This window comes from Mesorhizobium sp. M3A.F.Ca.ET.175.01.1.1 (genome assembly GCF_004791945.1).
Classification (GTDB): Bacteria; Pseudomonadota; Alphaproteobacteria; order Rhizobiales; family Rhizobiaceae; genus Mesorhizobium.
Window position 1 is genome coordinate 745,527 of sequence record NZ_SRTP01000001.1, and the last position, 23,131, is coordinate 768,657.

A 23,131-nucleotide genomic window follows, 5' to 3' on the forward strand; every position below is an offset into this window, starting at 1 on the left:
GATCCCTCTTGCAAAGGAGATCAGGGGTTCGCAGTTGAATAGCCGGCTTCGATCAGGCATGTCTCGAATGAGGGATCGGGCAACAGCAACCACTGAGCCGTAACGCATGACGACGACGCCATGAACTGGAGGCGCTATTTCTGGCCGGTCATCGGCCTTGCGGCCGTGGCGTTCTCGCTGTGGCTGCTCATTCACGAATTGCGCGGCATCTCGCTGGACGATGTCTGGGCCGGCCTCGTCGCCATCCCGGCGCGCGGCTGGGTTCTGGCCGCGCTGAGCTCGACCGTCGCCTATGCGGCGCTTGCCGGCTACGACCACATCGCGCTGCTGCACATCGGCAAGAAGGTGTCGTGGCTGTTCGTGACACTGTGCTCCTTCACCACCTATGCGCTCTCGCACAATATCGGCGGCTCCGTGTTTTCCGGCGCCGTCATCCGCTACCGCGCCTATGGCACCAAGGGGCTTACCGGCCAGGAGGTCGGCGTGCTGGTGGCGATCTGCTGGTTCACCTTCGTGCTATCCAGCATATTCGTGGGCGGCCTCGTGCTGGTCTGCGAACCCGAGATCATCGACCGGTTTTCGGGCACGCCGCACCACCACCTGGCGATGGCTGCCGGGGTCGGCATGCTGACTCTGGTCGGGGCTTACATTTTCGGCAGCTGGCTGCATCTCAGGCCGCTGAAGCTGGCAAGCTTCCAACTGCACTATCCGGCGCTGCCGATCGTGGCGCGGCAATTGCTGATCGGCCCGGTCGAGCTGCTTGCGGCAGCTGCGATCATCTTCTTTGCCCTGCCCGCGGCCGGCAATCCCGGATATTTCGTCATTCTCGGCGTGTTTCTGGTGTCGTTCTCGGTGGCGCAAATCTCGCACGCGCCAGGGGGCCTCGGGGTCTTCGAGGTCGTCTTCCTTGCGGGGCTGTCGCATATGGACCCGGTCGGCGTGCTGGCGGCGCTCCTGGTGTTCCGCCTGTTCTACCTGATCATCCCGCTCCTGATCGGGCTGTGCGTGGTGCTGCTGTTCGAGCATTCGCAATACAGCCGCGGCGAGGGCCAATGAGCCGCCCGGCCGGATTGATCAAAAGCGGCGATTGAAACGCAGTGCGGGGTTGACTATTTTCGGGCGGCGGCTACAAGGCAGCGCTCGCGGCGTACAGCCGCCCGCTTCGCGTGTCGCCAGACGCGCCTGCTGGGGAATAGGTTAACGGTAGACCCACGGACTCTGACTCCGTTAGTCCTGGTTCGAATCCAGGTTCCCCAGCCACTCATTTAAGCAAGCAAAAACAAGAGCTTAGGCGAAGACCCCGGCTCCAGTTCGTGTTGCAGACGCCCTGCAACACGCTTTCACCTAACGCCTTGTTTTTACACGGGTTACAAAATGCTCCCGCTCACTCCATGGAACACGGATGGAACACGGAATCGGGTTGATGTTCCTCGCATGTTCCCCCTGACAACTGCCGACAAAAAGAAAGGCCCAGCAGTTGCGAGCCGCCGGGCCGAGAGCCAATGTGAGAAGGAATTGAAACGAAGGTCACATCATACGCCTGATGGCGTTATTCACAAGGCCCGGCCACCTTGAGCAGCCGGGCATGCAACCGCGAGGTTGCGTGTCTCTCAGTTTGCCTTTTCGCGGATCGCCTGAAAAATATAGGAGCGGAACTGCGCACCCAACTCGGGCGAAAGGCGGAATGAATGGCCGCCGTAGGCGTCTTCGGTCCGGATCACCAAGATCATATCCCCGTTCGCCGGATCGAAAGTCGGGATGATGTCGCGAAGCCGTTCAGCGTCCTCCAGGTATTTTGTGACGCGCGCGTTCACGATGCACCTACTTTCTCGCCCATGAACGCTTCGAAGCGGGGTTCGGGCAGCGTCATCCATTTTGTGCGGTCCATCTCGCCGACCGGGATAACCGAAAATTGGCGTGCACCGCCGTCCGTGGTGTCGAGCATCTTCACATTGTACCGGTCCTTTTTGTGCCACTCGCTGCCACCGGCATAGACGCCATCGCCTTGGTAACGACCTTTCGCCCATGCACCTATGATCATGATGGCGAGGTGGGGGTTGTCTTCGCGCCGATCTAGGAAATCGTCGGAATTGGTGAAGCGAACGGCCGGGTCAATCTCTTGGGCAGCCTTTTTCATTTGCTCCAGATGGAAATTGTACCGCTCTCGGGCGGTCGTTCGCGGCTGCTCGGTCGCTGTAGGTATAGGCGAGGCAAGAGCGCTTGCTGCGCCTCCCGCGGCCGGCAGAGACGCAAGCCCTGCGAGGATAAGACGGCGGCTTAGGTTGGCGGCAGGCATAGCTTCGCCCTCCGCCCTAAAGGCGTTATTCTCGGTCATAATTGGGATACCCCCGGTTGAACGCGGCCCGATTTGCCGCAAGGGAAGCGTGCGCCAGACGTTCATTCCTTGTCAATAAATTTTTTATAGGTCTAGCAAGAATTAATTGGATAAGATATTTGAGGGGAATGGAAATGACACCGGATCAATGCCGCGCCGCGCGCGCGCTTCTGAAGTGGAACCAGCAGCGTCTCGCCGATGCTGCCGGGATAGGAATTGCCACGTTGACGCTATTCGAGAACGGTGCAACTGCTGCGCGTCCGGCAACTCTCGAAGTGCTGGAACGCGCCCTGCGCGATGCCGGCGTGATTTTCCTCGACGAAGGCGAGATGGTCGAGGGCGGCGCAGGCGTCCGGCTTCGGAAGTAGGTTCGCGGAGGAGTGCCCGGCCGGCCATCGCGGCTCGCACAGCCGGACCTCCGTCGCCGCTATCAGATGGAACTTTTAGGAACCCGGTTCGGTTCCCTGCCCCGCGATCGGTCTACCGGCGGAACATCGGCGGCCCGGCCCGCTTATCGTAGTGTGACACAGGATTTGCGGGCCAGGCCTACCCCGACACAGGCGCGGTCGGGGTAGGTTGATTCTGCTCTCATGCGCTGCGGCGCGCAATGTCGACTGAAGTCTGACGGCATGGCCAAGAGAGGCATTAAAATAGGTGACGAGGTCGTGATCACCGCGACAGTGCGAAAGCGCGTGACCGAAGACAGGGTCGCCGTGCTGATCCCGTCCTACCACCAGCCTCACAGCATCGTCGACACGACACCTAACATCAGCAGCGGCCAACAGATAGAATTGATCGGCCATGTCACGCGGGTCGACGAAAACACCGTCACCGTCGGCGGCCGGGATCTGGGCATCACGGTCAGCCGGGACGCCGTGCGGAAACGCTAACTCCTTGGGAACGCCGCCGTCGGCACGGAGATCGAGCCGTCGGTATCGTAGCGGCAGACGCCCTTGGTAATGCGGATTTCGTCCAGCCAGCCGTTCAGGTTGGCCTGGTTGAAATTGCGTCCTATCTCGAATGCGCCAGTGGAGTTGAACATCGCGCTGTTCGCCGGCGTGGTGCTATTGTCCAGATTGCCGTTTCGCCAAATCCGGATCTTGCCGGATGAGTTTTTTGAGACGGCAATGTAATACCATGTATCGAGCGACATGCCGGCTGCGGTGGTGCCTAGGATCGTCGCAGTCCCGCCGTCGCTGGTATAGCGGAAAGAGACCGTTCCAGTGCCAGATGAAAATGTCGAATTGATATCCCACGCCCAATTACCGGAGGCGGGTGCTTGGCCCATAACGCGTTGGTTGGAAAGGTTGGCGTGCGGCCGAATCCAGAATTCGATCGTGAACTGGTCCGAATTGGCAGACGACAAGAGCCAATCGGCATGGTCGGGGGTTGATAGATAGTCGCCTGTACCATCGAACAGGCAGGACGATGAGCCGATCTTGGCCTGCGCGGTGTCGATCTGCGCGTTGCCGTTGAAGGTGAAGGAATGCGCCGATGGGCTCTCGTCGGTCGTGGTCGTAGCGCCGTCTGTCCCCTCAAAGCCGAGCAGCAGCACGACATTGGAGAAATACGGGTCTGGCGCCAGCGTATCGGCGAATTGATCGATGTCGATCGAGAAGATGCCGGCGTCGGTGTTGGAGAACCACAGCGCCACGCCGAACGTATCCACGCCCGACACGTTGGAGAACGGCGAGGGCGTTGCCCCGCTGTATTCATCGCTCCAGGTCGAGCCGTCCGGGCTGGTCTTGAAGGTGTAGGTCGTGCCGTCCGCGGAGATCACAAGCCGGATCCAATTCGGCCCGGCCTGGGTGCCGTTAACAGAGGCGCCACCATCGACCGTCGTGTGCCCGGTCTGTTGGTTCCAGCCGTTCGGTGGGGTGCCGTAGACCTTGTACTTGTGAATGCCCGTAGAACCATCGCCGCGAAGGCCGACGAGGTGGAAATCGTTGTCGGTCTTGAAGCCGAAGCCGACCATCGCCAACTTCCCTTGCTGCATGAGCTGGGCGAAGTGCGGGGTATAGCGGAACGTGTACTGGCGGCCGGCGGCGACTGTAGCCAAGGGATAGACGAATTTGCCGAAAGAGCCAGACTTGACCTTGCCTTTGATCGTCGTATCGCCGCTGGCCGTGGTGGTGACAACGGGTTGTTCGCCGAAGCCGTCGCCGTCACCATTGCCGCTTCCTGGACCGACATAGGCACCGGGTCCGCGGCCGCCGAGCATGTGCACAAACATTGGTGAAATCCTCCTCTCAGTGAAACAGAAAGCCAGCCACGACAGCGAGCGAGGCCAGGAAGCCGAGCACCGGCATCATGCGGCCCCTTCCGGCGGCCCGTAAGCGGTCTGGACGATCTCGGCCGCCGACATCATGGCCAGCGTGTATTCGTTCCCGAAGGCTTGCCAGTAGTTGAACGGGATCGCGACCTTGACCGTCGAGCCGTCCTCCATGTCGAAGATGCAACCGACCCACTCGCCCTTCGGAGCCGGGCCGAGATGGAGGCCGACGACGTGCCGGGCCTGGAAGTCGCCGAATTTCGCCTGAAACGCCTTCTGGTTCGCGCGCACCCTCGGGTCGTGCTGGTCGCCGGGCTTAGGAATCGTGTTCATATCGAAGTTCATCAGCGAATCCCCCTGCCAGGCGTTCGGCCGGCGGTCGCAAGTCTTTGCTTGTTCGCGAAATCGCCCAGCCGGTTGGCAGTGAACTGGTCGGTCACGAGTTCGAAGACATCCGCCGGGCCGAGACCGAAATCGAGCTTGACGTTCATAGTTCCGGTGAAGCCTGATGCTGATGCGAGAGGCGCCTTGACCGATCCGCCGCCAGCAAACCGCTGAACCGACATCGATCGATTGAAGCCGTCGACAATGCCGCCCATGTTGAAGCCGCGCAGCCCGGTAAAGAACTCGCGCGGGATCTTCATCTGATTAAGCGCATGCATGAAGCCGGGCCCGTAGTAAGCCGTGGCCTTGGCCTGCATGATGAACTCGCGGACAGAAGCCCATATCGGAATGGAATCGCTCGTCGGCGTGCCGGGACCAGAGGCGAGATATCCGCCGCCTGCGAAGCCGCCATGAGAGCCGCCGCTGTCGGACGAGCCAGAACCCGCCGCAGCCGCCCGAAGACGCTGTGCGGCCTCCGCTGCAGCCCTGAGCGAGGCGAGAATGCGCGAGATTGCGGATTCGATCTGACTGGCGAGGCTCGACACAATCCCACTCAGGCCGCTGAAGCCGCCTTGCAGCAATGCGCTGATGCCGCTCAAGATTGCCGAGAACTTGCCCGGCAGCGTCGAGAACGGCGCGATAATGGCTTCGGCTGCCGCCTGCGCAGCACCAGCGTCGAGGTTGCCGAGCGAGTTGTTGAAGCCACTGGCTGCCTCGGCTGCGGCCGGCGCGATCTGCGAGATAGAGTTGGTGATCTCGTCGGAGACACCCCCCACCGCATCGCTGGTCGCGTCGACGGCGCCTTTCAGCCCGTCGATCGCCTGCTTACCCTGCTCGGTCTTCTGAGCCACACCGTTGACGACATTGAACGTCTCGGCCGTCAGCTTGTCGCCGCCGCCGCGAATGACCGTGATGGTGCGGCCAAGTTCCTCGACCTTGCCCTTCGTTGCATCTGCCGCGGCGCCCGCACTGTTGAGCCCTGCATTGGCGTCGGCGCCGAGCGCCTGGAAACCTGCGCCTGCCTGCCTGGCCTGGAACTGCGCGTCCGTGATCTTGCCGGTGAGAAGGTCGAGGAAATCGGCCGACGGCTTGATCTGGTCCTGCAACGCCTTCGCATTCTCGGCCAGTTTGAGGAAGGCCAGGGCCGCATCGTTGAGCTTAGGATTGGAGGCGCCGATCTCGGCGACCGCCTTGAGGTAGGCGTTGAAATCGCCGCCGTTGGCGAAATCCCGCAAGGCCGACGAGAATGGATTGTCCTTGGCCGGTGCCGCTGCCAGATCGCGAAGGCGCTTGATCTCGGCCTCGAATGCCGGAACCAGGTCTTTCAGTGCGCCGCGGGTCTGGAGGATCAGGCCGTTTTTGATCTCGTCCGTCATGTTTTTGACGGCGTTGCCGGCCTGCGCGTATGCGTTTTTGACGCCTTCCACCAAGCCTTCATGCCGCTGTAGCGCAGCCGTTGCGGCGTCAGTGCGAGTTGCCCAAAGCAGGAGCCCGCCGGCAATGGCGGTGACCGCGGCGACCCATGGGTTTGCCCTGGCCAGATTGAACAGCAGGATGACGGCATTCTTCGCGGCGATCACGGAACTATATAGCGCCTTGAAGCCGCCTGTGATCTGCCCAACGATGAGCGTCAGTCCTATGGCATCGCCCGATAGATGGGTGCCGAACAGGCCGTTGAGCGCCTTTGCCGTGAGGTCGAGGCCGGCTCGCAACTTGTCGATGGCCGACAGGACAATGCCCGCGGCTTGACCCATTGACTGGCCGAACTGGATGGCGCCGTCCCGCCATTCCAAGACCCATTTGTTCGAGACATCGGCATCTTTGCCTGTGAGCGCATTGACGAAGTCCAGCATGACCGGCAGCGCCTTGTTGGCGATGTCCTGGGCAAAGCCCTGGATGGCCGGGCGAAGCTGCTTGATCCGCTCCGTCAGCGCATTGGCCGCCGTTGTGATCGCAGGCGCGAAGATCAGCCCGAGCTGCAGCCGAACGCCCCGCGCCGCGAAGCCTACCGAATCCAATGCATCGCCGAGATTGTCGCCGATCTTGGCTTGCGCGTCTGTGAAGGTGACGCCGAGCGCCTTGGCCTCGGCGCCCAGGTCAATGAGGCCCTTCTTACCTTCGTTCAAGAACGGGATCAGTTTTGCGCCGGTCTTGCCGAACAGCGCGATCGCCAGGGCCGATTTTTCCGCTCCGTCGGGAAGCTTGGAAAAGGCCTGGGCGAGGTCGAGCAGCACCGCATCCGGGGAGCGCAGCTTGCCCGTCGAGTCGCGGATCGAAACCCCGAGTTTCTGGAACAGTTCGACAGCCGCTTTCGAACCATTGGCGGCAGCGCCCAAGGTCTTGTTCAAGCGAGCCATTCCGGCGTCGAGGTCGGCCTGTTCGAGGTTGCTCATTTTCGCCGCGAAGGCCAAGGCGGTATATGCTTCGGTCGTTACGCCGGCCGACTGCGCTGCCTTGCCTGCCTCGTCCGCTGCCTCACCGGCCGATGATGCCAGTTCCAGCACCGCAGCCCCGGCGCCGGCCGCTGCCGATGCGATGGCCGAGCCGAGAATTGCAACATTCTGGCCGAAGGCGACGAGGTCGGATTTTGCCTTGGAGAGCGATGCGGCAAACCTCTGGAAATCGGCGCTGGCCGCTGCCTTCTGAAGCGCCTTAAAAGCGCGCTCGCCGGTTTCGCCGAGCGCCTTAAGCTGGCTCTCGATTTCCTTCCCGCCGTCGAGCGCAATTCGCGTCGTGATGGTATTTTTGGCCATAGAGGTTAGCTCCCGAAACCGTTCTGCCGATTCACCCGAGCGATGACCTCGTCCCAACCGTGATTCTTTTTGGCGGCCGGCATGGAAGCGATCTCGGCCTCGATCGCGGCAAGCTCCGGCGCCAGCTGCTCGATGGTCGGAGCCGCCTTGCCGGCTGCATAGGCGCCAATAAAGCGCTGCGTGGTTTTGATGATGGTCATGTGGATTTGCCTTTCTTGCTGCGGCGAGACGGTGCCGGCTCTGCGGCTGCTTCGTCTTCGCCTGGGGATGACCGCGACAGAAGCGCCGCGAGGTCGTTGTCGTTGGAAATGATGATGCCCGAGCGCCGGGCCTTGTCGGCGGCGGCCAGAAGCAGTTCCTCGCCCTCAGCGCGGAGGCTGATCAGCCAGTTCTGGAGGTTGCCGGCGATCACCTTGGCGTCGGCCACGTTGCGCGCCTGGAGGTCATCGTGCATCCATGTCGCAACCGGGCGGACGTGTAGATAGAACCAGGAACACACCACCGCGATAACCGCGTCCTGGTAAGCGATCTCGCCGGCAGTAGCTTCCTTGGTGGCGTTCTCCAGTTCGATGCGCCGACGCTGTGCTCGGATCAGGGCGATTTTCTCCTTGCGCAACTCATCGCTTTCGTCGGTCGCCTGCACGGAGATGTAGGCCAACACACAGTCGCGGAGATGGTATTGGTCGCGCCCTTCGCGGCGAAAAACGCCTTCCTCCGCCAGCTGCCGGATGCGCCTGGGGGATAGGTCGAGAACATCGCCCAATTGCCGCGCCGTCACCGTCAAAGTCGCGAAATTCATGGGTTTAGCCTCGAAAGGGAAACGGCAGTGAAGTTTTCAAATCTGCCGCTAGACGTGAAATGTACTGCGCCAACCCGCATACCTGCAGCGACTGGAAAGAACCTAGAGTTGTGCCATGGACGACGCGCAACCGAATGCCCGGGCGGCCCAGCCGGTGGTGACCCCGACCAGACCGCCCGTCATCGTCAGAGCAACAGTCGTCGCTGCAACCGTGACGAATAGGTGCGGGCCCGACTTCCGCTGTCCAGGCTAAGCCGGGCCCTATGCCTTCACCGGACTGACAGGAACGGCGAGGCAATGGATGCGAACCGGCCGACGTGACAGCCGCCCGGTTCGTTGGTGTTTGGTTGGCTCCCATGCCTTCCACTCGAAACTCTCAGTCTTCCCGAGCCGGCCCGACGATGCCGAGCAAAGCCCGGATGTCGACGCTATCGGCCCTATGCTCAACACCGGCTGCCGCAACCATGGCCACCTCTGCTCGCTCTGCATCGAGGATGTCAGAGGCAAGGCGGGTGAGTGCTGCGGTGCGCTGCTCGTCCGTCATCGCATTCGTGTCGTCCGCAACCTCATCGATCGCTGTATCGAGCGCAGCGATGATCTCGTATCCGAACACCCAGGCCAGCAGGCCGAGAACGTCGATGCCCTGGCCGGTGACTGGCGTTTGTGCTGGCGGGTTGGTCAGGTCGAGCTTGGTGCGCTTCCATCCAACGGGCTCGCCATGGTGCACGGCGGGGAGAAGGTTGGGCATACCGCGCTTGGCGAGTGCTTCAATCTCGGCCCGTACCCTGGCCTTAGCCGAAGACGATGGATGCGGCGCGATATAGGCAGCATCCCGCTCGGCCTTCAGCCTGTCGATCTCAGCCCGGGCGGCGTCGATCGACGAGAATTTCTTGGTCTTGCCCGTGAAGGCTTCGAAGGGATGGCCCGACCATGCGCCCTTCAGGTATTCCTCAGCGCGAGTGACAAGCCGTTTCGCCTGTTGCGCCCGTGCCGAAAGTGCGTCTCGCCGCTGGGTGAGCCGGTCAAATTTGGCTTTGGCCTGCTCAATCCTGGCGCGAAGCTCTAGGACTATTGTTGCCTCTTCGCCGTTGTCCCCGGTTCGAATGACCGGCCGGGGAAAGCCGGAGCGCAATGCGATGTCGGGGTCCGTGTGCCTCTGCAGCTCGGTCTCGGCCTTGAGCACATCGAGTCGCGCTTCGTTCCATTCGTCGCCCAGCGACCAATAGGCATTTTGGACATCCTGGGCTTCTTCGCGCAGTGCGACGAAATAGGCCCGCGCCGCTGGAGGCAGCATGTCCGCGACATCGACCCTGTTGACCTGGAACATGATGTTCCGAAGCGGCGGGTCATCCTGGCTCGCGATGGCCGCGTTCCAGCCCTGCACGGCTGCCTCGCTGGCAGCGTGCCTGGCCTCCGCCTGTCGGGCGCTGCGGCGGGCCGCTTGCAGGTAGTTGTGTCTGGGCGAATCGCTCATATTGCCGGTCCTCGAGGTTTCGTTTGTTGCTGTGAGATGTGCGCCCCGAAACGGGAAAGCCAAACACCTCGAAACGGGATAAACGGGAAAAGGTCAGTATCCCTGTCGTTTCCTCAATCTCGAGGCCGAAACGAGCCACCGGCCGCCGCGCTTTATGCCCAGGCCTTCATGCTCGGCCCAATGGCGAAGCGTGTCGGGCTTCTCCCTGAACCGGATGGCAGCGGTGGACACGTCGATAAGGTCGTGGTCGGGGAACTCCTGGCCTTCAGCTTCTGCCGCCTCGATCGCATCGCGTTCGGCCTTGAGCGCGCGAGCAACCGCCAGGGCGCCCTCCAGTTGCGAGATGAGGTCGTCGAGAGCGGCAGGCTCGGCGGTGAGGCGGGCGGGGACCGTCATTCGCCCCTCGACGCCGCTGCATAGCCGTTGGAGCCCCTCGCACGTGTAGACGCCAGGGTTACCTTCCCCTCGGAGCCTTCTTCAGTGTCTTTAGTATCCACTGTAGTATTAGCCGGACTAACATAGTCCGCTTGAGACCGGACTATCGTAGTCCGCTTTTGGCGGTCTATCGTAGTCCGGTTTAGATCATCGCTGTTCCGGACTATCGTAGTCCGCTTTTTGTCGCTGGCGGCAAGTTGGGTCGGCTCTGCGCGGACGCCCGCGGAACTGAACGAAAGTTCCAACACCTCGTAGGCCCAGAACATCTTCAGCTTGTACGCGACGCCTCGTCCCTTGCGCTTGACGGCTAGCCTGCCTTGGCTTTCCTCAGAAAGTTCAGAGACCTTTTTTTTCTCAATTGCGCCCGTCCCGGCAAGCGACGCGAGACCCGATCGAACTTGTCTTGTGTCAGCCAGGCCGCTCAGATCGGCCAGCGATTCTTGCGTCGGCCAGGCCAGGCAGGTGTCCGCGTCGGCAAGCTGCATCAGAGCGAACGCGACCTTGAGGTCGCGCGTTCTACCGCCATGCTTTCGGTTGTGGTTGACCGCGGTCATCCAGTCGTATTTCGACATTTCGGCCAGGGATTTTTCCCAGGCGCGGAGGCGAGGCTCTCTCATCCCGACCTCCAGCCCGACAAGATCGACCGCAGCGATTCCTGCTCGGCGACGTTCACCTTTTCGCAGCGCGCCCAAGCCTCCGGCTCGATCAAATGGCGGATCTCGTCCTCGACGCACTCGCGCAGGTCGCGCGGGTCCATTGCGTCGAGTTCCCAGCACTGTGTTCCGTGATTTAGGACGAACCAGTCGTAGCGCTTGTCAGTCCGCTTGTCGGCCGCCGGGAACGACGGGAGGCCATTCGTCTGGTCGGCCGTCAGAGCAATACGATGGAAGATGACGTGATGGCCGCCATACTTGGCGAGGCGCCGCGGCAGATCGACATCGGACATGTACATGCCACTCGGGTCGAAGTCGCCGACATAAAGGACAATCAGAGGCCTCCCGTCATCGTCCTGGGCGGTGTCGTGCACCGTAGTGGCGCCGGCGAAACCGTGGTTGACGCGGAACCCGACAGCGAATTGATCGAGCACCGGCTTAAGGACGCCGCGGACGGTGCCTTTCTCGGACCACACCTCGACGCGATACGGCTGCTGGTTCCAGAAGTCGCGGCGATATGATCGGGCCACGGTGCGGGCGAACTGGTCAGGATTGTCCCAGGCCGAAACCCGCTCCAGTTCGCGCGTCTCGTCGACGATCCAGTGCCAGGGGATATCGTCCTGCTCGCGCGCGATCCGCAGGAGGCGATAGACCTTCTGCATGTCGTTGGTCGACATCGACGGGATCAGCCCGGCGGTGAACAGCTTGTAGCCGATGCCGCGGCCTGTGATCGGCTGCACCGTCTTGGCGATGTCGTGCATCGCGTCGATCAGTGCGACCGACGCCTGAGCCATGCCGCGGACCTTTTTCAATCCCGGTTGAATTTGCTCGGTCATGACACGACCTCGCACTTCAGCCGCCGATGCTCTGCGACATGATGGCGCCGGCAGAGGAACACGCAGTTCAGAGGTTCCTCGTACGATCCGACGTGGTGTGCGTCGGTCTTGGAATCACCGCAGACGCTACACGGAAGCCGCTCCAGGATGCCGTTCCTGATGGCCGCGTTCGTCGCGATGTGGCACCACCGCTTCAGCGGGTTTTTCTCAGCCCAGCGCGCCTGCGGCGTCTTTCCGTCCGCGTGACTTTTGCGGCGCTTCTGTGTATTGTGGGCTTGTTCAACTCTTTTCGGGGCCGGCTCTGCGGGGCCGGCTTCTTTTTGCGCCATCTCCATCAGCGAGCCCTCATCTTGTAGGCGCGCGCCGCTATCGCGCAGGCCTCATCGGTGGTGAGATCGAACTTGTTCCTCAGTTCGGTAATGAGTGGGACGCTGCTTTGATGTCGCCATTGCTCATGACGCAACCAATCAAGGGCGACATCGTATGCAGCGGAATGCATATGCTCAGGAGGGGTAAGTTCGGCCATCTTAAGCGGCCTCCCCTTTGATCAGCGCGTGCAGAGCGTTCGCATCCGCCACCCACTGATCCCCGACCTTCTTCGCGGGCAGGAGGCCCTGCTCAAGCATGTGGTAGGTCTGCCGCTCGCTGCGGTTGATCTCCTGCCCGATTGCCTTTGCGCCCCACACCGGGCGCGGCTTCAGATATTCCATTGGTTTCTCCGTTTGATACGAACTTACGAATAAGAACGTAACAAACAGAAGGATGTTGCGCCATACGGAAAACACTGGTAATGGTTCCATATAACGAATATTCAGCAAAGTCCGTAACACGGAGCCTCACACAGATGACCCCTGTTCGCCTAGAGTGGCAGCGACCCGCCGACGGCGTCGACCTTATCCACGATGAGGAATTGGCAAAGAAACGCTCGGACAAGGATGGCCGTACAATCCGGGCAAGATCGGATCGAACGGTTCCTGTGACTTACGAGATTTCGAACCTCGAAAACCCGATCGTAGCCCATTTCCTCAACTGCCGAGACGACAAGGATCGTGCGGCTTTTGTCGCCAGATTCGGCCATGTCCAAAGCGACGATGGTTGGCTTGGGTTTGTCCCTTGGATCGAGCACCTGCAGGAGGTCATGAGGGTCGGCCTTAAATGGTCGTCGCAGACCGCGAACACGCTGCACCCGCAGGCGAACTCTCTGATGAACGATGTCACAGCCAAGCGGGTCTCGCTTCGGCCATCGTTTGAATTGGCGGCCGACAACGCCAATGCGTTGCGCCTCGTCCTGCATCCCGATTCGCTGGCCAGCTATATGGTCATGGAAATCGCCTTGGCCCATGAAGTCGGGGCCGTGGCCACCACCTGCGAACACTGCGGCAAGCACTTCCTGACCGGTCCTCTGACTGGCCGTCGCTCACACGCAAAATATTGTTCAGACCGCTGCCGCGTCGCGGCGATGCGCAAGCGCAACTCTAGTGCAGAAGAGGTCCGCCATGGCTAAGGTCCGCAAAAGAACACTCCCGAGCGGCAAGGCGGTTTGGCTAGCCGACTACACCGACGTGTCCGGCCAGCGCCGCTTTAAACAGTTCGACAAGAAATCGATCGCGGAAGATTGGCTTACGAAGGTTAAGCGCGACGTGCAGCTCGGAACGCATGTCGCCGACAGCGCTTCGCTCACGGTGAAGGAAGCGGCTGCGCTCTGGCTCGGCCGATGCGCGGATGCCGGCTTGGAGCGTTCGACCCGCGATGCTTATAAGCAACATGTCGACCTGCATATCGTCCCCTTCCTCGGCACCAAGAAACTCTCACAGATCGGCACTCCTGCCGTTCACGCATTCGCTGACGATTTAGTGAAGGAAGGTCGCTCGGCCGCTATGGTGAAGCGGGTCATCCGCTCTCTCGGAGCCATCTTCGTCGAGGCGAGGCGCCGCGGATCAGTCGCGACAAATCCAGTATCTGACGCGCGGGTCAAGGTTGGCGATCGGCGGAAGTCGAAGCGGCCGGAGATCCCCAGCAAATCAGAATTGCGCGCCATCATAGGAGCGGCGACGGGCAAGCACCGCGCCTTGATCCTGACCGCCCTCTTCGCTGGCCTGCGCGCGTCAGAGCTTCGTGGCCTTCGGTGGCGGTGTGTCGACTTGAAGAAAGGTGTCGTCTCGGTCCGCGAGCGTGTGGATGCCTGGGGCGAGGTTGGAGCGCCGAAGTCGGCCGCTGGCGAGCGTGACGTGCCACTGGCGCCCATGGCGGTCAATGCCCTCAAAGAACATCGCCTTGCCACGCCTAACGGTCCTGACGGTCTCGTATTCCCCTCAACCGGAGGAACGCCGCTCAATCACCAGAACATCATCAATCGCATCTGGAACCCGCTGCAGATCGCCGCCGGCCTTTTTACGCTCGACTCCGAGCGCCAGGACGATGACGGCAATCCGGTTAAGGTGGCCAAATACAACTTCCACGCCCTGCGCCATGCGGCGGCGAGCCTATTCATCGAGCAGAAGCTATCGCCGAAGCGCGTTCAAACCCTGATGGGACATAGCTCGATCACGGTGACTTTCGACACCTACGGCCACCTGTTCGAAGACGCCGACGCCGATCAAGCTGCCGTGGCGGAGATCGAGGCGAGGCTGTTGCAATAGCCTCGCCGCTGGAACACGGATGGAACATTTCGGCTAAAAAGCGAATGGAAACAACGGTCCGAAACTGTCTCTGACTCCGTTAGTCCTGGTTCGAATCCAGGTTCCCCAGCCAGAACTTTTCAACCGGAACCTCTATCCAAACCGAGATTGTTTGACGCCGGCTGGAACCCCAGCCCCTGGCGAAAGTTGGGTTGCAAAGGAGGTTCCGATGAACGCGCGGACCGGGCGGACGCCTTCCGAGGACCGGGGAGATATCCAGGCCGGAGAAACCCGGGACAAGACGCCGGGCTTCGATCCGGCGGCAGCGCCTCAGGAGACCGATGCGGAGGCCGCAGATGTGGCAAGCCCCGCACGCCCCGCCGAGCGACGTGGGGCGGAGTTCACCAACCAGGCAAGCTTTGCCAACGCGATGCGGCCACTGGAGAGCGAGCCCACTCTGCAGCCGGGCAGGAACGGTCCCGTGCTGGTCATTGCCGCGCTCGTCGTCGTGGCTGCGGTCGCGTTCCTGTTGGCCGCAACGCTGGGGTGACGCCGCTCGGGCATTTGGCGGTTGATGCAAGCACGCAGTCGCGACCGCGGAACATCGCTCCGACAAGCAGGTTTGACAGTGCAGGAGGTGAGTTTCGATGCCGAGATTCAGAAAGCTGATTCGCTACCTTTGGCAATGGAAAGCACAACCGACGGCTGATCCGTCTCCTGTCGATGCAATCGTGCGCTTGTTGCGTGAGACCGACCAGCAGCATGGGTCGCGCGGCGATGGAGACTTCCGCGGTTGATCGCGCGATGAATGATCGTCCAGCCGAAAGCGACTATTCGCCAACGTCCAATCCGATGATGACCGGCATTCGAGGCCTGTGCCCCAGGTGCCAGCAAGGCCATCTGTTCAGCGGCTATCTTACGCTGGCGCCGCGCTGCGAGGTTTGCGGCCTCGACTATTCCTTCGCCGATCCAGCCGACGGACCGGCATTTTTCGCGATGACGATTGCTGCGGTACCCGCCCTGGCGTTCGGCGTCTGGTTCCAGACGACGTTCGGCCTGCCTCTGTGGGTCCATGCGGTCACGACCCTTCCGCTCACGGTACTTTGCTGCGTCGCTCTCCTTCGGCCGCTGAAGGGATGGCTGGTGTGCTCGCAATATTTCCACAAGGCCGAGGAAGGCTCGATAGACACCGAGTGGCACACGGCGCAGGCGCGCAAGGCTGGCGGACCAAGGCAAGAGAACATCTAGCCGACCGGCCTGGGAACCACCGGCGGTCCGGAAGTTGATGCGGTTCCCATCGAAGAGCTGGAAAGTGGCGACGCGGCAGATCGACAAGGACAGGCACGAGCGGACTTCGCTTGTGGCGCGCGAACTGCTCGAGGCGGAACGCCAGGCTCGCGAGGCAAAGACGGCACGGCTGCGCGAACAGCGCCTTGCCGCCCGGCCGCCGGCGGAAGCGCCCGCCAGCCCAGCGGCAAAGATAAGCGGCAAGCAGAAGACCTCCGACATCACCTGATATGGCCCGAGCCGGGATACCCGTCCGGCAGGTGGCAGACCGCCTCGATGCGGTGGCCATCGGGATCGACGACGAAGGCGGCATAGTAGTCGCTATGGTATTCCGGCCGCAGGCCGGGAGGGCCGTCGTCACGCCCGCCAGCCGAAAGCGCAGCTTCGAAGAAGCGGTCGACCGCCTCGCGGGTCGGCGCGACGAAGGCGTAGTGGCTTTCCGGGGGCGGCAGGATCATCGGGCGCCCACCCACCTGATGGATGCTGAAATCGACGCCGCCTCCGCTCTCGTAGCTGCAACTGTCCTCGCTCACCTCGTCGGGAGCGATGCCGAGCGGCTCGAGGCAGGCGTCGTAGAACCGCTTCGAGCGTATCAGATCGGCCACCGCCAGAGAGATGTGATCGATCATCATGGCGGAGCTTTCATTCTTCGACGGGAGCATGTCCCGGTTCAGTCCCGGGCTCGTCATAGATGTGTTCGTGGACGATCCCGAGGATCTGCAATCTCACCGTCTCGCGCGCTTCCGGCTGGATGAACGGCATGAGAAGATCGACGGTCTCCTCCACCCGTCGCGGCAGATCGGCGCTCGGGTCGGTCAAGTAGCTGCCATGCGCATAGATATTCTCGGTCAGCTTCTTGTTGAGGTCGGAAAAGAGTCCCATGGCGCGTCACTCCATGCTGACGCCGGAACCGCCGGACCGGGAAATGGTTCCCGCGATGCATTCGCCATCCAGGGCAGGCGTTCCCGAATTTTCCTGAACGGAACATTCGGGTCTGCCGCATGTTCGGGCCCGCACCTGCGCATCAACTTCAATCCGTAGGAAACAGCCCGATGAAAGCGCTGACATGGCACGGCAAAGGCGACATACGCTGCGAGGAGGTCGCCGACCCGGCGATAGAGGACGACCGCGACATCATCATCAAGGTCACCTGCTGCGCCATCTGCGGCTCCGACCTGCATCTCATGGACGGCTATATGCCGACGATGATGTCCGGCGACGTGCTGGGACATGAGACCATGGGCGAAGTGGTCGAGGTGGGCCGCGCCCACAGCAAGTTCAGAAAAGGCGATCGCGTCGTCGTTCCATTCAACATCTCCTGCGGCGAATGCTGGTTCTGCCAGAACGGCCTGTTCTCGCTTTGCGACCGGTCCAATCCCAATTCCGAGCAGGCCGCCAAGGTCATGGGCCAGTCGCCGGCCGGACTGTTCGGTTACTCGCATCTGACTGGCGGCTATTGGGGCGGACAGGCAGAGTATCTGCGCGTGCCCTTCGCCGACGTCGGTCCGATCAAGGTGCCCGGCGGCATCGACGACGAGCAGGTGCTGTTCCTGTCCGACATCTTCCCGACCGGTTACATGGCGGCCGAGAACGCCAACATCCGCGATGGCGACACCGTTGCCATCTGGGGCTGCGGCCCGGTCGGGCAGTTCGCGATCCAGAGCGCGTGGATGCTGGGCGCCGGTCGCGTCATCGCCATCGACAAGGTGCCTGAGCGGCTTGCCATGGCGCGCGACCACGGCAGGGCCGAGACGCTCGATTTCAGCAGCTCGGACATCTATGACGATCTGATGGCCATGACCAACGGGCGTGGGCCGGACAGCTGCATCGACTGCGTCGGCACCGAAGCCGACGCCGGCGCGAGTTTCGATTCCATGCTGGATAAGGCGAAGGCGACCGTCTATCTCGGCACCGACAGGCCTCATGTCCTGCGTCAAGCGATCTACTGCTGCCGCAAGGGCGGCACCATCTCGGTGCCCGGCGTCTATATCGGCCTTATCGATCACATCCCGTTCGGCGCCGCGATGAACAAGGGGCTGACCTTCCGCATGGGACAGACCCATACGCAGCGCTATCTCGAACCGCTGCTGCACAAGGTGCAGAGCGGCGATATCGATCCGTCATTCGTGATCACTCACCGCGCCGGCCTCGAAGCCGGTCCCGAACTCTACAAGAAGTTCCGCGACAAAAAGGACGGCTGCATCAAGGTGGTGATGCGGCCAAACAGTTGAGGTTCGGCGCCCCGGCTGGAACTCGCCTGGCGCTGCTGACGGTCTCAGCCGTTCCGGCTGCGCTCGACGAACTTGTTGAAGCGGCTTTTCCCACCGCGGCCTGCCTCGTCCTGGTGAAGGAAGGCGAGATCGTTTTCGTCGAAGATCCGGAAGAACTCGTCCCACTCGATGGGGTCGAGCGCCTCTTCAGGCTCGCCGAAGTCTATGCGCAGGATACCGCCCTCGCCTTTGGTGCGAACGACCGCGGGGTGGCCATCCCTTTCCTCCACCCATTTGCGGATTTCGTCGTGATTGGTGGTCGTCTTCGCCTCCGACATGAATTTCCCTTTCTCGCCACTGGCCGATGAGCGGCCCTAACAGCGGGCAAAGGGCAATGTTCCCGAAGCAGGTCCAGGCCGAAGCCCTCTCTTTCGGGACCTTCAGGAACTTCATTGAAGGTAGGGAACAAAGCTTTTGCCCCGCAGTTCGGGGCGCCTATGCCAATTCCGCAAGGGAGTTCTCGTGAAACGCGTATTGGTTACGGGAGGCTGCGGCTTCATTGGCCGCCATGTCGCCCAGGAACTCGTCGAACATGGCTATGCAGTGCGCATCCTGGACGCGCTGCTGGAACAGGTGCATGGCGCCGATGCCGTCACCATGCCGGCCGGAACGGAACTGATCAAGGGCGACGTGCGCGATCGCTCCGCTATGGCCGAGGTTGTTTCGGATGCCGACGCCGTCATCCATCTGGCGGCGGAAGTCGGCGTCGGCCAGTCCATGTACGAGATCGCCCGCTATGTCGCCACCAATGATCTCGGCACCGCGACGCTTCTTGAGGCTCTGATCAAGAAGCCGGTCGAACGGATTGTCGTCGCCTCGTCGATGAGCATCTACGGCGAAGGTCTCTACCAGACGCCGGACGGGCGGCGCATCGACGATGCGCGCCGCAGACCGGCCGATATCAAGAACGGCCGCTGGGATCTTTTGTCGGATGCGGGCGAAACGCTGTCGCCGATCCCGACCGACGAGGAGAAGCGGGCCGACCTCGCTTCCATCTATGCGCTCACGAAATATGCGCAGGAGCGTGCCGTTCTGATCTTCGGCCAGGCGTATGGCGTCGACGCGGTGGCGTTGCGGCTGTTCAATGTCTTCGGCGCCGGTCAGGCGCTCGCCAATCCCTATACCGGCGTGCTTGCGAATTTCGCCTCACGCCTGGCCAACGGCAAGCCGCCGACGATCTTCGAAGATGGCAGGCAAAAGCGCGACTTCGTCCATGTGCGCGACGTCGCGCGCGCCTTCCGGCTGGCCCTGGAGCAGCGCCATGCAGCCGGCCACGCCATCAACATCGGCAGCGGACGCTCCTACACGATCAGCGAGGTCGCGCGGCTGCTTGCGGAAGCGATGGGCGTCCCGAAACGGCCGCCCGAAATTCTCGCCAAGGCTCGTTCCGGCGATATCCGCAACTGTTTCGCAGACATTGCCAAGGCGCGCGAACTGCTCGGCTTCGAGCCCAACCATCGGCTGGAGAACTCGCTCGACGAGTTCGTGGCCTGGGTTCGCAACACCGTCGCCATCGATCGCGGCGCCGACATGCGGCGGGAACTGGAAGAGCGGGGTCTGGTGTCATGAACCAGCAAAACCGCGAGCTTGGCAGGGGCCCGGTGGCGATCGTCGGCGGCAGCGGCTTCATCGGCTCGAACCTCGCCGACAGCCTGCTGTCGGATGGCGAGCCGGTGCTGGTCATCGACAATCTCAGCCGCCCGGGCGTCGAACAGAACCTGGAATGGCTGGCGCAAACACATGGCAGCCTCGTCAGCGTCGAAACCGTCGACATACGCGAGCCGGGCGCGCTGGTCACGGCACTGGCGCCCGCGAAGGCCGTCTTCCATCTGGCCGCGCAAACGGCGGTGACCACGAGCCTGGTCGACCCAGCGGAAGACCTCGACATCAATCTCAAAGGCACGTTCAACGTGCTCGAAGCTGCGCGCCGCATTGGTGTTCCCGTCGTCTTCGCCAGCACCAACAAGGTCTATGGCAGCTTGCCGCAGATCGCGGTGCGGGAAGCCGACGATCGCTACGAACCTCGCGACGAGGCCATCCGCCTCAATGGCGTGGACGAGACGATCGGCCTCGACTTCTGCACCCCCTATGGCTGTTCCAAGGGCGCGGCGGATCAGTATGTGCTCGACTACGCCAAGTCCTACGGCCTGCCGACGGCGGTGCTGCGCATGAGCTGCATATACGGGCCGCACCAGTTCGGCACCGAGGACCAGGGCTGGGTGGCGCATTTCCTGCTCAGCGCGCTCAGCGGCCGGCCCATCACCGTCTATGGCGACGGCAAGCAGGTGCGCGACATCCTGCATGTCTCCGATGCGGTTGCCGCCTATCGCGCCGTGCTGGCCGGGATCGAAGACCTCAAGGGCCAGGCGTTCAATCTGGGAGGCGGACCGCGTAACGCAGTCAGCCTGCGCGGGTTGCTGGCCGAGATTGCAACCGTCACCGATTGCGACGTCACGCTCCGCCATGAACCGGAGCGCACCGGCGACCAGCCCTTCTTCGTTGCCGATACCCGCAAGATCGAGGCCGCGCTCGGCTGGAAGGCGCAGGTGCCGTGGCGCAAGGGTGTCGTCGATCTCGCCGGCTGGCTGCTGCGGCACCGGCTGAAGCCACGCCCTGAAGCCGCGAGGTACGTCGCATGAGAGTGGCCCTGGTCAATCCCCACTGGACCTACGAGCACAGCATCTATTTCGGCTGCCGCCAGCCGCATCTGCCGCTGGAGCTGGGCTATGCCAAGGCCTTGCTGGAAGCAGCCGGGCACGACGTGCTGATGCTGGACGGGCAGTTGCAGGACCTCGACAACGCAACGCTTGCCGAGCGTGCGGCGGCGTTTGGCCCGGACATGACCGTCGTGACCACGGCGCCGACTTACCTTTTCTGGCGCTGCGCCCCGCCCGAACTGCGCGTGCCGGCGGAGTTCCTGGAAAGTCTAGCCGGACGCGGCGGCCGCACCGTCGCGGTCGGGCCGCACGCCTCGGCCACGCCGGCGCCCGCCTTGCGCAAGCTTGGAGTCGATGTCGTCGTGCGCGGCGAATGCGAGGAGGTGGTCGCCGAGCTTGCCGGGCAGAGCGACTGGAGCGCCGTTGCTCATACCGCGCGGCTCCTAGACGGCGAGCTGATAGCGACTGGCGGGGTGCATGCCAGCCGCTTTGTCGACCACCCGGCAGTCCACTGGCCGTCCGACTGGATCTCCGGTCATGCGCATCATCACCACCGTTTCGATTCCAACCAGCGGGGAGCCGGAGCGGAAGTGGAGGCGTCGCGCGGCTGCCCCTACAATTGCAGCTTCTGCGCCAAGATCGATTTTCGCGACGCCTACCGGCGCAGGAACCACGAGGCCGTGGTCGCCGAGATCGACGGCCTGATCGCGCAGGGCGTCGGCTACATCTATTTCATCGACGAGATCTTCCTGCCGCAGAAGGCCCTGCTTGAAGCGCTGATCGAGCGCGAGGTGCAGTTCGGCGTCCAGACGCGCATCGATCTGTGGAAACCGGAGCTGCTGGAGTTGCTGGGCGCGGCCGGCTGCGTGTCGATCGAAGCAGGCCTGGAGAGCCTGACCGTCGAGGGTCGCGAAATGCTGGCCAAGCGCTGTCGCCTCGGTACAGAGGAACTGGCCGCGCTGCTGGTCGACGCTCGCCGCCATGTTCCTTTCGTCCAGGCCAATCTGATCGGCGTGGTCGAGGACGATCCGGCGCTGGTGGACTATTGGCGCAAGCACCTGATCGATCACGGTGTCTGGGCTAACGAGCCGGTGCCGCTCTATCCCTATCCGAGCTCTCCGAGCTATCGCGAATTATGGGGCGAGCCGGACGACTTCGCCTGGGAGCGTGCGCACGAGCACTATCTCGCCTCGTTTCGGACCTTCAGCGACATCCAGGACCAGCGCCCGCATGCGCTTGCCGAGTTGGAGTCTTCATGCTGCAGCCATTGATCGATCGTCCCAAACGCATCCTGATGACCACCGATGCCGTGGGCGGGATCTGGCGCTATTCACTCGACCTGGCGCGTGAGCTGGCGAGCCAAGGCATCAGCATCGTGCTTGCCGGCCTGGGGCCGGAACCGTGCGAGGAGCAGGCCCGCGAGGCGCAGTCCTTCACCACGCTTGCATGGCTGAAGACCCCGCCGGACTGGATGACACATCGCGAGGACGATCTCGACCGGTTGCCTGACGAATTGGGGCCGCTTGCGAGCGCCTACGCCGCCGATCTGGTCCATCTCAACGCTCCGGCGCAGGCCGCTGGGCTCGATCTGCCCTGCCCAGTCATCGCGGTCTCGCATTCCTGCGTGGTGACCTGGCTTCATGCGGTGCGCGGCAAAGCCGCGACCGGCGACTGGGGCTGGCAGAAGCGCCGCAACAGAGCGGGCTTCGATCGCGCCGACGCCGTGGTCGCTCCCAGCCGAAGCCACGCCGACATGCTGCAGGCCTGCTATGGACCGATTGCGCGGCTGAGCGTCGTCCACAACGGCGGCTTGCCCGGCCCGACGGCCGGGCACCGCGAGCCCTTCGTCTTTGCCGCGGCCCGCTGGTGGGACGAAGGCAAGAACGCTTTGGTGCTCGACGCGGCGGCCGCCCACTGCGACTGGCCGGTTTTTGCCGCCGGTCCGCTCAAAGGCCCTGATGGTCAGCGTGCGCATCTCGACAATTGCCTTTCGCTCGGCTCGATCGGTCATGCCGAAGTGCGCCGGCTGATGGGCCGGGCGGGCATTTTCGTGTCGCCGTCGCTTTATGAGCCTTTCGGGCTCGCCGCTTTGGAGGCTGCTTCGTCGGGGACGCCGCTGGTGCTTGCCGATATCGCGACCTACCGCGAGATCTGGGACGGCGCGGCCGTGTTCTACGACAAGCGCGATGCGCATGCGCTTGCCGGATGCATCGCCAGCCTCGCCGGAGACGAGGGCATGCGCCGCCGGTTCGGCCGGCGTGCCGCGCGACGGGCAGGCAAGCTCTCGCTGCGGGCCCAGGCGGCAACGATGCGCGAGATCTACGATCAGGCGGCACTGGCCGTCGCAGGACGCTGACC

At 62.6% G+C, this 23,131-nt stretch carries 30 protein-coding genes and 1 tRNA gene; 14 read left to right on the forward strand and 17 right to left on the reverse strand.

Annotated features, from left to right (window positions below):
• The first annotated feature begins 120 nt into the window (after nucleotides 1-120).
• Nucleotides 121-1,056: a lysylphosphatidylglycerol synthase domain-containing protein gene (locus EN818_RS03755; protein ID WP_095808343.1), complete on the forward strand. Its 936-nt coding sequence runs from the start codon at nucleotides 121-123 to the stop codon at nucleotides 1,054-1,056.
• 130 nt (nucleotides 1,057-1,186) lie between these two features.
• A tRNA-Gln gene (locus tag EN818_RS03760) sits at nucleotides 1,187-1,260 on the forward strand.
• Nucleotides 1,261-1,610: 350 nt separating this feature from the next.
• Here the strand turns inward: EN818_RS03760 and EN818_RS03765 are convergent.
• Both EN818_RS03765 and EN818_RS03770 read right to left on the reverse strand, forming a co-directional pair.
• On the reverse strand, nucleotides 1,611-1,814 hold the full coding sequence (locus EN818_RS03765; RefSeq protein ID WP_135904022.1) for a hypothetical protein: 204 nt from the start codon (nucleotides 1,812-1,814) through the stop codon (nucleotides 1,611-1,613).
• Nucleotides 1,811-2,137, reverse strand: coding sequence for a hypothetical protein (locus EN818_RS03770; protein WP_135904024.1), 327 nt, complete (start codon nucleotides 2,135-2,137; stop codon nucleotides 1,811-1,813). The genes EN818_RS03765 and EN818_RS03770 overlap by 4 nt, the downstream gene beginning before the upstream one ends.
• Nucleotides 2,138-2,469: 332 nt before the next feature.
• On the opposite strand from EN818_RS03770, the gene EN818_RS03775 reads away from it, so the two are divergent.
• Nucleotides 2,470-2,703 (forward strand): helix-turn-helix transcriptional regulator, encoded by a 234-nt coding sequence (locus tag EN818_RS03775; RefSeq protein WP_245518793.1) that lies wholly within the window; start codon nucleotides 2,470-2,472, stop codon nucleotides 2,701-2,703.
• Nucleotides 2,704-2,964: 261 nt separating this feature from the next.
• Nucleotides 2,965-3,225, forward strand: coding sequence for a hypothetical protein (locus tag EN818_RS03780; protein WP_135904026.1), 261 nt, complete (start codon nucleotides 2,965-2,967; stop codon nucleotides 3,223-3,225).
• On the opposite strand, the gene EN818_RS03785 is transcribed toward EN818_RS03780, so the two are convergent.
• The 12 genes from EN818_RS03785 to EN818_RS03840 form a co-directional block, all read right to left on the reverse strand.
• Nucleotides 3,222-4,568 (reverse strand): LamG domain-containing protein, encoded by a 1,347-nt coding sequence (locus EN818_RS03785; RefSeq protein ID WP_135904028.1) that lies wholly within the window; start codon nucleotides 4,566-4,568, stop codon nucleotides 3,222-3,224. The two genes, EN818_RS03780 and EN818_RS03785, sit on opposite strands and share 4 nt — an antisense overlap.
• A gap of 75 nt (nucleotides 4,569-4,643) precedes the next feature.
• Nucleotides 4,644-4,940 carry a hypothetical protein gene (locus EN818_RS03790; RefSeq protein WP_135906513.1) on the reverse strand — a complete coding sequence of 99 codons (297 nt, stop codon included), beginning with the start codon at nucleotides 4,938-4,940 and terminating at the stop codon, nucleotides 4,644-4,646.
• An 11-nt stretch (nucleotides 4,941-4,951) separates the two neighbouring features.
• Nucleotides 4,952-7,744 carry a phage tail tape measure protein gene (locus EN818_RS03795; protein WP_135904036.1) on the reverse strand — a complete coding sequence of 931 codons (2,793 nt, stop codon included), beginning with the start codon at nucleotides 7,742-7,744 and terminating at the stop codon, nucleotides 4,952-4,954.
• A 5-nt stretch (nucleotides 7,745-7,749) separates the two neighbouring features.
• Nucleotides 7,750-7,944 (reverse strand): hypothetical protein, encoded by a 195-nt coding sequence (locus EN818_RS03800; protein ID WP_135904038.1) that lies wholly within the window; start codon nucleotides 7,942-7,944, stop codon nucleotides 7,750-7,752.
• The gene (locus tag EN818_RS03805) at nucleotides 7,941-8,543 is read right to left on the reverse strand and encodes a hypothetical protein (protein WP_135904040.1); all 603 of its coding nucleotides are present in this window, start codon (nucleotides 8,541-8,543) and stop codon (nucleotides 7,941-7,943) included. Before EN818_RS03805 ends, EN818_RS03800 begins: the two co-directional genes overlap by 4 nt.
• Before the next feature lie 376 nt (nucleotides 8,544-8,919).
• Nucleotides 8,920-10,017 carry a hypothetical protein gene (locus tag EN818_RS03810; protein WP_135904042.1) on the reverse strand — a complete coding sequence of 366 codons (1,098 nt, stop codon included), beginning with the start codon at nucleotides 10,015-10,017 and terminating at the stop codon, nucleotides 8,920-8,922.
• Between the two features lie 93 nt (nucleotides 10,018-10,110).
• Nucleotides 10,111-10,413, reverse strand: coding sequence for a hypothetical protein (locus EN818_RS03815; protein ID WP_135904044.1), 303 nt, complete (start codon nucleotides 10,411-10,413; stop codon nucleotides 10,111-10,113).
• Nucleotides 10,410-11,069 carry a hypothetical protein gene (locus EN818_RS03820; RefSeq protein ID WP_135904046.1) on the reverse strand — a complete coding sequence of 220 codons (660 nt, stop codon included), beginning with the start codon at nucleotides 11,067-11,069 and terminating at the stop codon, nucleotides 10,410-10,412. Before EN818_RS03820 ends, EN818_RS03815 begins: the two co-directional genes overlap by 4 nt.
• Nucleotides 11,066-11,941, reverse strand: a complete 876-nt coding sequence (locus EN818_RS03825; RefSeq protein WP_135904048.1) for a hypothetical protein — start codon at nucleotides 11,939-11,941, stop codon at nucleotides 11,066-11,068. Before EN818_RS03825 ends, EN818_RS03820 begins: the two co-directional genes overlap by 4 nt.
• Entirely contained in the window at nucleotides 11,938-12,276 is a 339-nt protein-coding gene (locus EN818_RS03830; RefSeq protein WP_135904050.1) for a hypothetical protein, read from the reverse strand. The genes EN818_RS03825 and EN818_RS03830 overlap by 4 nt, the downstream gene beginning before the upstream one ends.
• Complete coding sequence (locus tag EN818_RS03835) at nucleotides 12,276-12,467, reverse strand: hypothetical protein (RefSeq protein WP_135904052.1); 192 nt, start codon at nucleotides 12,465-12,467, stop codon at nucleotides 12,276-12,278. Before EN818_RS03835 ends, EN818_RS03830 begins: the two co-directional genes overlap by 1 nt.
• A gap of 1 nt (nucleotide 12,468) precedes the next feature.
• Nucleotides 12,469-12,651, reverse strand: coding sequence for a DNA-binding protein (locus EN818_RS03840; RefSeq protein WP_135904054.1), 183 nt, complete (start codon nucleotides 12,649-12,651; stop codon nucleotides 12,469-12,471).
• Nucleotides 12,652-12,785: 134 nt separating this feature from the next.
• Here EN818_RS03840 and EN818_RS03845 point away from each other — a divergent pair, with 134 nt between their 5' ends.
• The 5 genes from EN818_RS03845 to EN818_RS03865 all read left to right on the forward strand — a co-directional run bounded on the left by EN818_RS03845 (nucleotide 12,786) and on the right by EN818_RS03865 (nucleotide 16,075).
• The gene (locus tag EN818_RS03845) at nucleotides 12,786-13,445 is read left to right on the forward strand and encodes a hypothetical protein (RefSeq protein WP_135904056.1); all 660 of its coding nucleotides are present in this window, start codon (nucleotides 12,786-12,788) and stop codon (nucleotides 13,443-13,445) included.
• Nucleotides 13,438-14,580, forward strand: a complete 1,143-nt coding sequence (locus tag EN818_RS03850; protein WP_135904058.1) for a site-specific integrase — start codon at nucleotides 13,438-13,440, stop codon at nucleotides 14,578-14,580. Before EN818_RS03845 ends, EN818_RS03850 begins: the two co-directional genes overlap by 8 nt.
• A 208-nt stretch (nucleotides 14,581-14,788) precedes the next feature.
• On the forward strand, nucleotides 14,789-15,109 hold the full coding sequence (locus EN818_RS03855; RefSeq protein ID WP_095808344.1) for a hypothetical protein: 321 nt from the start codon (nucleotides 14,789-14,791) through the stop codon (nucleotides 15,107-15,109).
• Between the two features lie 254 nt (nucleotides 15,110-15,363).
• The gene (locus EN818_RS03860; protein ID WP_095808410.1) at nucleotides 15,364-15,807 is read left to right on the forward strand and encodes a DUF983 domain-containing protein; all 444 of its coding nucleotides are present in this window, start codon (nucleotides 15,364-15,366) and stop codon (nucleotides 15,805-15,807) included.
• A 37-nt stretch (nucleotides 15,808-15,844) separates the two neighbouring features.
• Nucleotides 15,845-16,075: a hypothetical protein gene (locus EN818_RS03865; RefSeq protein WP_129552784.1), complete on the forward strand. Its 231-nt coding sequence runs from the start codon at nucleotides 15,845-15,847 to the stop codon at nucleotides 16,073-16,075.
• Here EN818_RS03865 and EN818_RS03870 read toward each other — a convergent pair.
• Together EN818_RS03870 and EN818_RS03875 are read right to left on the reverse strand one after the other, a co-directional pair.
• Nucleotides 16,068-16,475 carry a VOC family protein gene (locus EN818_RS03870; protein WP_095808411.1) on the reverse strand — a complete coding sequence of 136 codons (408 nt, stop codon included), beginning with the start codon at nucleotides 16,473-16,475 and terminating at the stop codon, nucleotides 16,068-16,070. The genes EN818_RS03865 and EN818_RS03870 overlap by 8 nt on opposite strands.
• 13 nt (nucleotides 16,476-16,488) lie before the next feature.
• On the reverse strand, nucleotides 16,489-16,728 hold the full coding sequence (locus EN818_RS03875) for a hypothetical protein (RefSeq protein WP_095808346.1): 240 nt from the start codon (nucleotides 16,726-16,728) through the stop codon (nucleotides 16,489-16,491).
• 170 nt (nucleotides 16,729-16,898) lie between these two features.
• Here EN818_RS03875 and EN818_RS03880 point away from each other — a divergent pair, with 170 nt between their 5' ends.
• Nucleotides 16,899-18,077: a zinc-dependent alcohol dehydrogenase gene (locus EN818_RS03880; RefSeq protein WP_129552785.1), complete on the forward strand. Its 1,179-nt coding sequence runs from the start codon at nucleotides 16,899-16,901 to the stop codon at nucleotides 18,075-18,077.
• 44 nt (nucleotides 18,078-18,121) lie between these two features.
• Here the strand turns inward: EN818_RS03880 and EN818_RS03885 are convergent, their stop codons facing one another.
• Nucleotides 18,122-18,394: a hypothetical protein gene (locus tag EN818_RS03885; protein ID WP_095808348.1), complete on the reverse strand. Its 273-nt coding sequence runs from the start codon at nucleotides 18,392-18,394 to the stop codon at nucleotides 18,122-18,124.
• 184 nt (nucleotides 18,395-18,578) lie between these two features.
• Here EN818_RS03885 and EN818_RS03890 point away from each other — a divergent pair, with 184 nt between their 5' ends.
• From EN818_RS03890 to EN818_RS03905, 4 genes are read left to right on the forward strand one after another with little or no spacing between them, the layout of a single operon-like run.
• Nucleotides 18,579-19,685 (forward strand): SDR family NAD(P)-dependent oxidoreductase, encoded by a 1,107-nt coding sequence (locus EN818_RS03890; RefSeq protein ID WP_095808349.1) that lies wholly within the window; start codon nucleotides 18,579-18,581, stop codon nucleotides 19,683-19,685.
• On the forward strand, nucleotides 19,682-20,755 hold the full coding sequence (locus EN818_RS03895) for an NAD-dependent epimerase/dehydratase family protein (protein ID WP_095808350.1): 1,074 nt from the start codon (nucleotides 19,682-19,684) through the stop codon (nucleotides 20,753-20,755). The genes EN818_RS03890 and EN818_RS03895 overlap by 4 nt, the downstream gene beginning before the upstream one ends.
• Nucleotides 20,752-22,044 (forward strand): TIGR04295 family B12-binding domain-containing radical SAM protein, encoded by a 1,293-nt coding sequence (locus EN818_RS03900; RefSeq protein WP_095808351.1) that lies wholly within the window; start codon nucleotides 20,752-20,754, stop codon nucleotides 22,042-22,044. Before EN818_RS03895 ends, EN818_RS03900 begins: the two co-directional genes overlap by 4 nt.
• Complete coding sequence (locus EN818_RS03905; RefSeq protein WP_135904060.1) at nucleotides 22,029-23,129, forward strand: glycosyltransferase family 4 protein; 1,101 nt, start codon at nucleotides 22,029-22,031, stop codon at nucleotides 23,127-23,129. Before EN818_RS03900 ends, EN818_RS03905 begins: the two co-directional genes overlap by 16 nt.
• Nucleotides 23,130-23,131 lie beyond the last annotated feature (2 nt).

What these genes read in the sequence shown, in the direction of transcription:
- EN818_RS03875 (WP_095808346.1), bottom strand. Translation starts at nt 16,728, where the DNA reads ATGGGACTCTTTTCCGACCTCAACAAGAAGCTGACCGAGAATATCTAT.
- EN818_RS03835 (WP_135904052.1), bottom strand. Translation starts at nt 12,467, where the DNA reads ATGGCCGAACTTACCCCTCCTGAGCATATGCATTCCGCTGCATACGAT.
- EN818_RS03895 (WP_095808350.1), top strand. Translation starts at nt 19,682, where the DNA reads ATGAACCAGCAAAACCGCGAGCTTGGCAGGGGCCCGGTGGCGATCGTC.
- EN818_RS03845 (WP_135904056.1), top strand. Translation starts at nt 12,786, where the DNA reads ATGACCCCTGTTCGCCTAGAGTGGCAGCGACCCGCCGACGGCGTCGAC.
- EN818_RS03855 (WP_095808344.1), top strand. Translation starts at nt 14,789, where the DNA reads ATGAACGCGCGGACCGGGCGGACGCCTTCCGAGGACCGGGGAGATATC.
- EN818_RS03865 (WP_129552784.1), top strand. Translation starts at nt 15,845, where the DNA reads ATGCGGTTCCCATCGAAGAGCTGGAAAGTGGCGACGCGGCAGATCGAC.
- EN818_RS03860 (WP_095808410.1), top strand. Translation starts at nt 15,364, where the DNA reads ATGAATGATCGTCCAGCCGAAAGCGACTATTCGCCAACGTCCAATCCG.
- EN818_RS03815 (WP_135904044.1), bottom strand. Translation starts at nt 10,413, where the DNA reads ATGACGGTCCCCGCCCGCCTCACCGCCGAGCCTGCCGCTCTCGACGAC.
- EN818_RS03840 (WP_135904054.1), bottom strand. Translation starts at nt 12,651, where the DNA reads ATGGAATATCTGAAGCCGCGCCCGGTGTGGGGCGCAAAGGCAATCGGG.
- EN818_RS03825 (WP_135904048.1), bottom strand. Translation starts at nt 11,941, where the DNA reads ATGACCGAGCAAATTCAACCGGGATTGAAAAAGGTCCGCGGCATGGCT.
- EN818_RS03790 (WP_135906513.1), bottom strand. Translation starts at nt 4,940, where the DNA reads ATGAACACGATTCCTAAGCCCGGCGACCAGCACGACCCGAGGGTGCGC.
- EN818_RS03810 (WP_135904042.1), bottom strand. Translation starts at nt 10,017, where the DNA reads ATGAGCGATTCGCCCAGACACAACTACCTGCAAGCGGCCCGCCGCAGC.
- EN818_RS03785 (WP_135904028.1), bottom strand. Translation starts at nt 4,568, where the DNA reads ATGTTTGTGCACATGCTCGGCGGCCGCGGACCCGGTGCCTATGTCGGT.
- EN818_RS03900 (WP_095808351.1), top strand. Translation starts at nt 20,752, where the DNA reads ATGAGAGTGGCCCTGGTCAATCCCCACTGGACCTACGAGCACAGCATC.
- EN818_RS03885 (WP_095808348.1), bottom strand. Translation starts at nt 18,394, where the DNA reads ATGTCGGAGGCGAAGACGACCACCAATCACGACGAAATCCGCAAATGG.
- EN818_RS03830 (WP_135904050.1), bottom strand. Translation starts at nt 12,276, where the DNA reads ATGGAGATGGCGCAAAAAGAAGCCGGCCCCGCAGAGCCGGCCCCGAAA.
- EN818_RS03800 (WP_135904038.1), bottom strand. Translation starts at nt 7,944, where the DNA reads ATGACCATCATCAAAACCACGCAGCGCTTTATTGGCGCCTATGCAGCC.
- EN818_RS03795 (WP_135904036.1), bottom strand. Translation starts at nt 7,744, where the DNA reads ATGGCCAAAAATACCATCACGACGCGAATTGCGCTCGACGGCGGGAAG.
- EN818_RS03755 (WP_095808343.1), top strand. Translation starts at nt 121, where the DNA reads ATGAACTGGAGGCGCTATTTCTGGCCGGTCATCGGCCTTGCGGCCGTG.
- EN818_RS03880 (WP_129552785.1), top strand. Translation starts at nt 16,899, where the DNA reads ATGAAAGCGCTGACATGGCACGGCAAAGGCGACATACGCTGCGAGGAG.
- EN818_RS03820 (WP_135904046.1), bottom strand. Translation starts at nt 11,069, where the DNA reads ATGAGAGAGCCTCGCCTCCGCGCCTGGGAAAAATCCCTGGCCGAAATG.
- EN818_RS03770 (WP_135904024.1), bottom strand. Translation starts at nt 2,137, where the DNA reads ATGAAAAAGGCTGCCCAAGAGATTGACCCGGCCGTTCGCTTCACCAAT.
- EN818_RS03780 (WP_135904026.1), top strand. Translation starts at nt 2,965, where the DNA reads ATGGCCAAGAGAGGCATTAAAATAGGTGACGAGGTCGTGATCACCGCG.
- EN818_RS03805 (WP_135904040.1), bottom strand. Translation starts at nt 8,543, where the DNA reads ATGAATTTCGCGACTTTGACGGTGACGGCGCGGCAATTGGGCGATGTT.
- EN818_RS03905 (WP_135904060.1), top strand. Translation starts at nt 22,029, where the DNA reads ATGCTGCAGCCATTGATCGATCGTCCCAAACGCATCCTGATGACCACC.
- EN818_RS03850 (WP_135904058.1), top strand. Translation starts at nt 13,438, where the DNA reads ATGGCTAAGGTCCGCAAAAGAACACTCCCGAGCGGCAAGGCGGTTTGG.
- EN818_RS03775 (WP_245518793.1), top strand. Translation starts at nt 2,470, where the DNA reads ATGACACCGGATCAATGCCGCGCCGCGCGCGCGCTTCTGAAGTGGAAC.
- EN818_RS03870 (WP_095808411.1), bottom strand. Translation starts at nt 16,475, where the DNA reads ATGATCGATCACATCTCTCTGGCGGTGGCCGATCTGATACGCTCGAAG.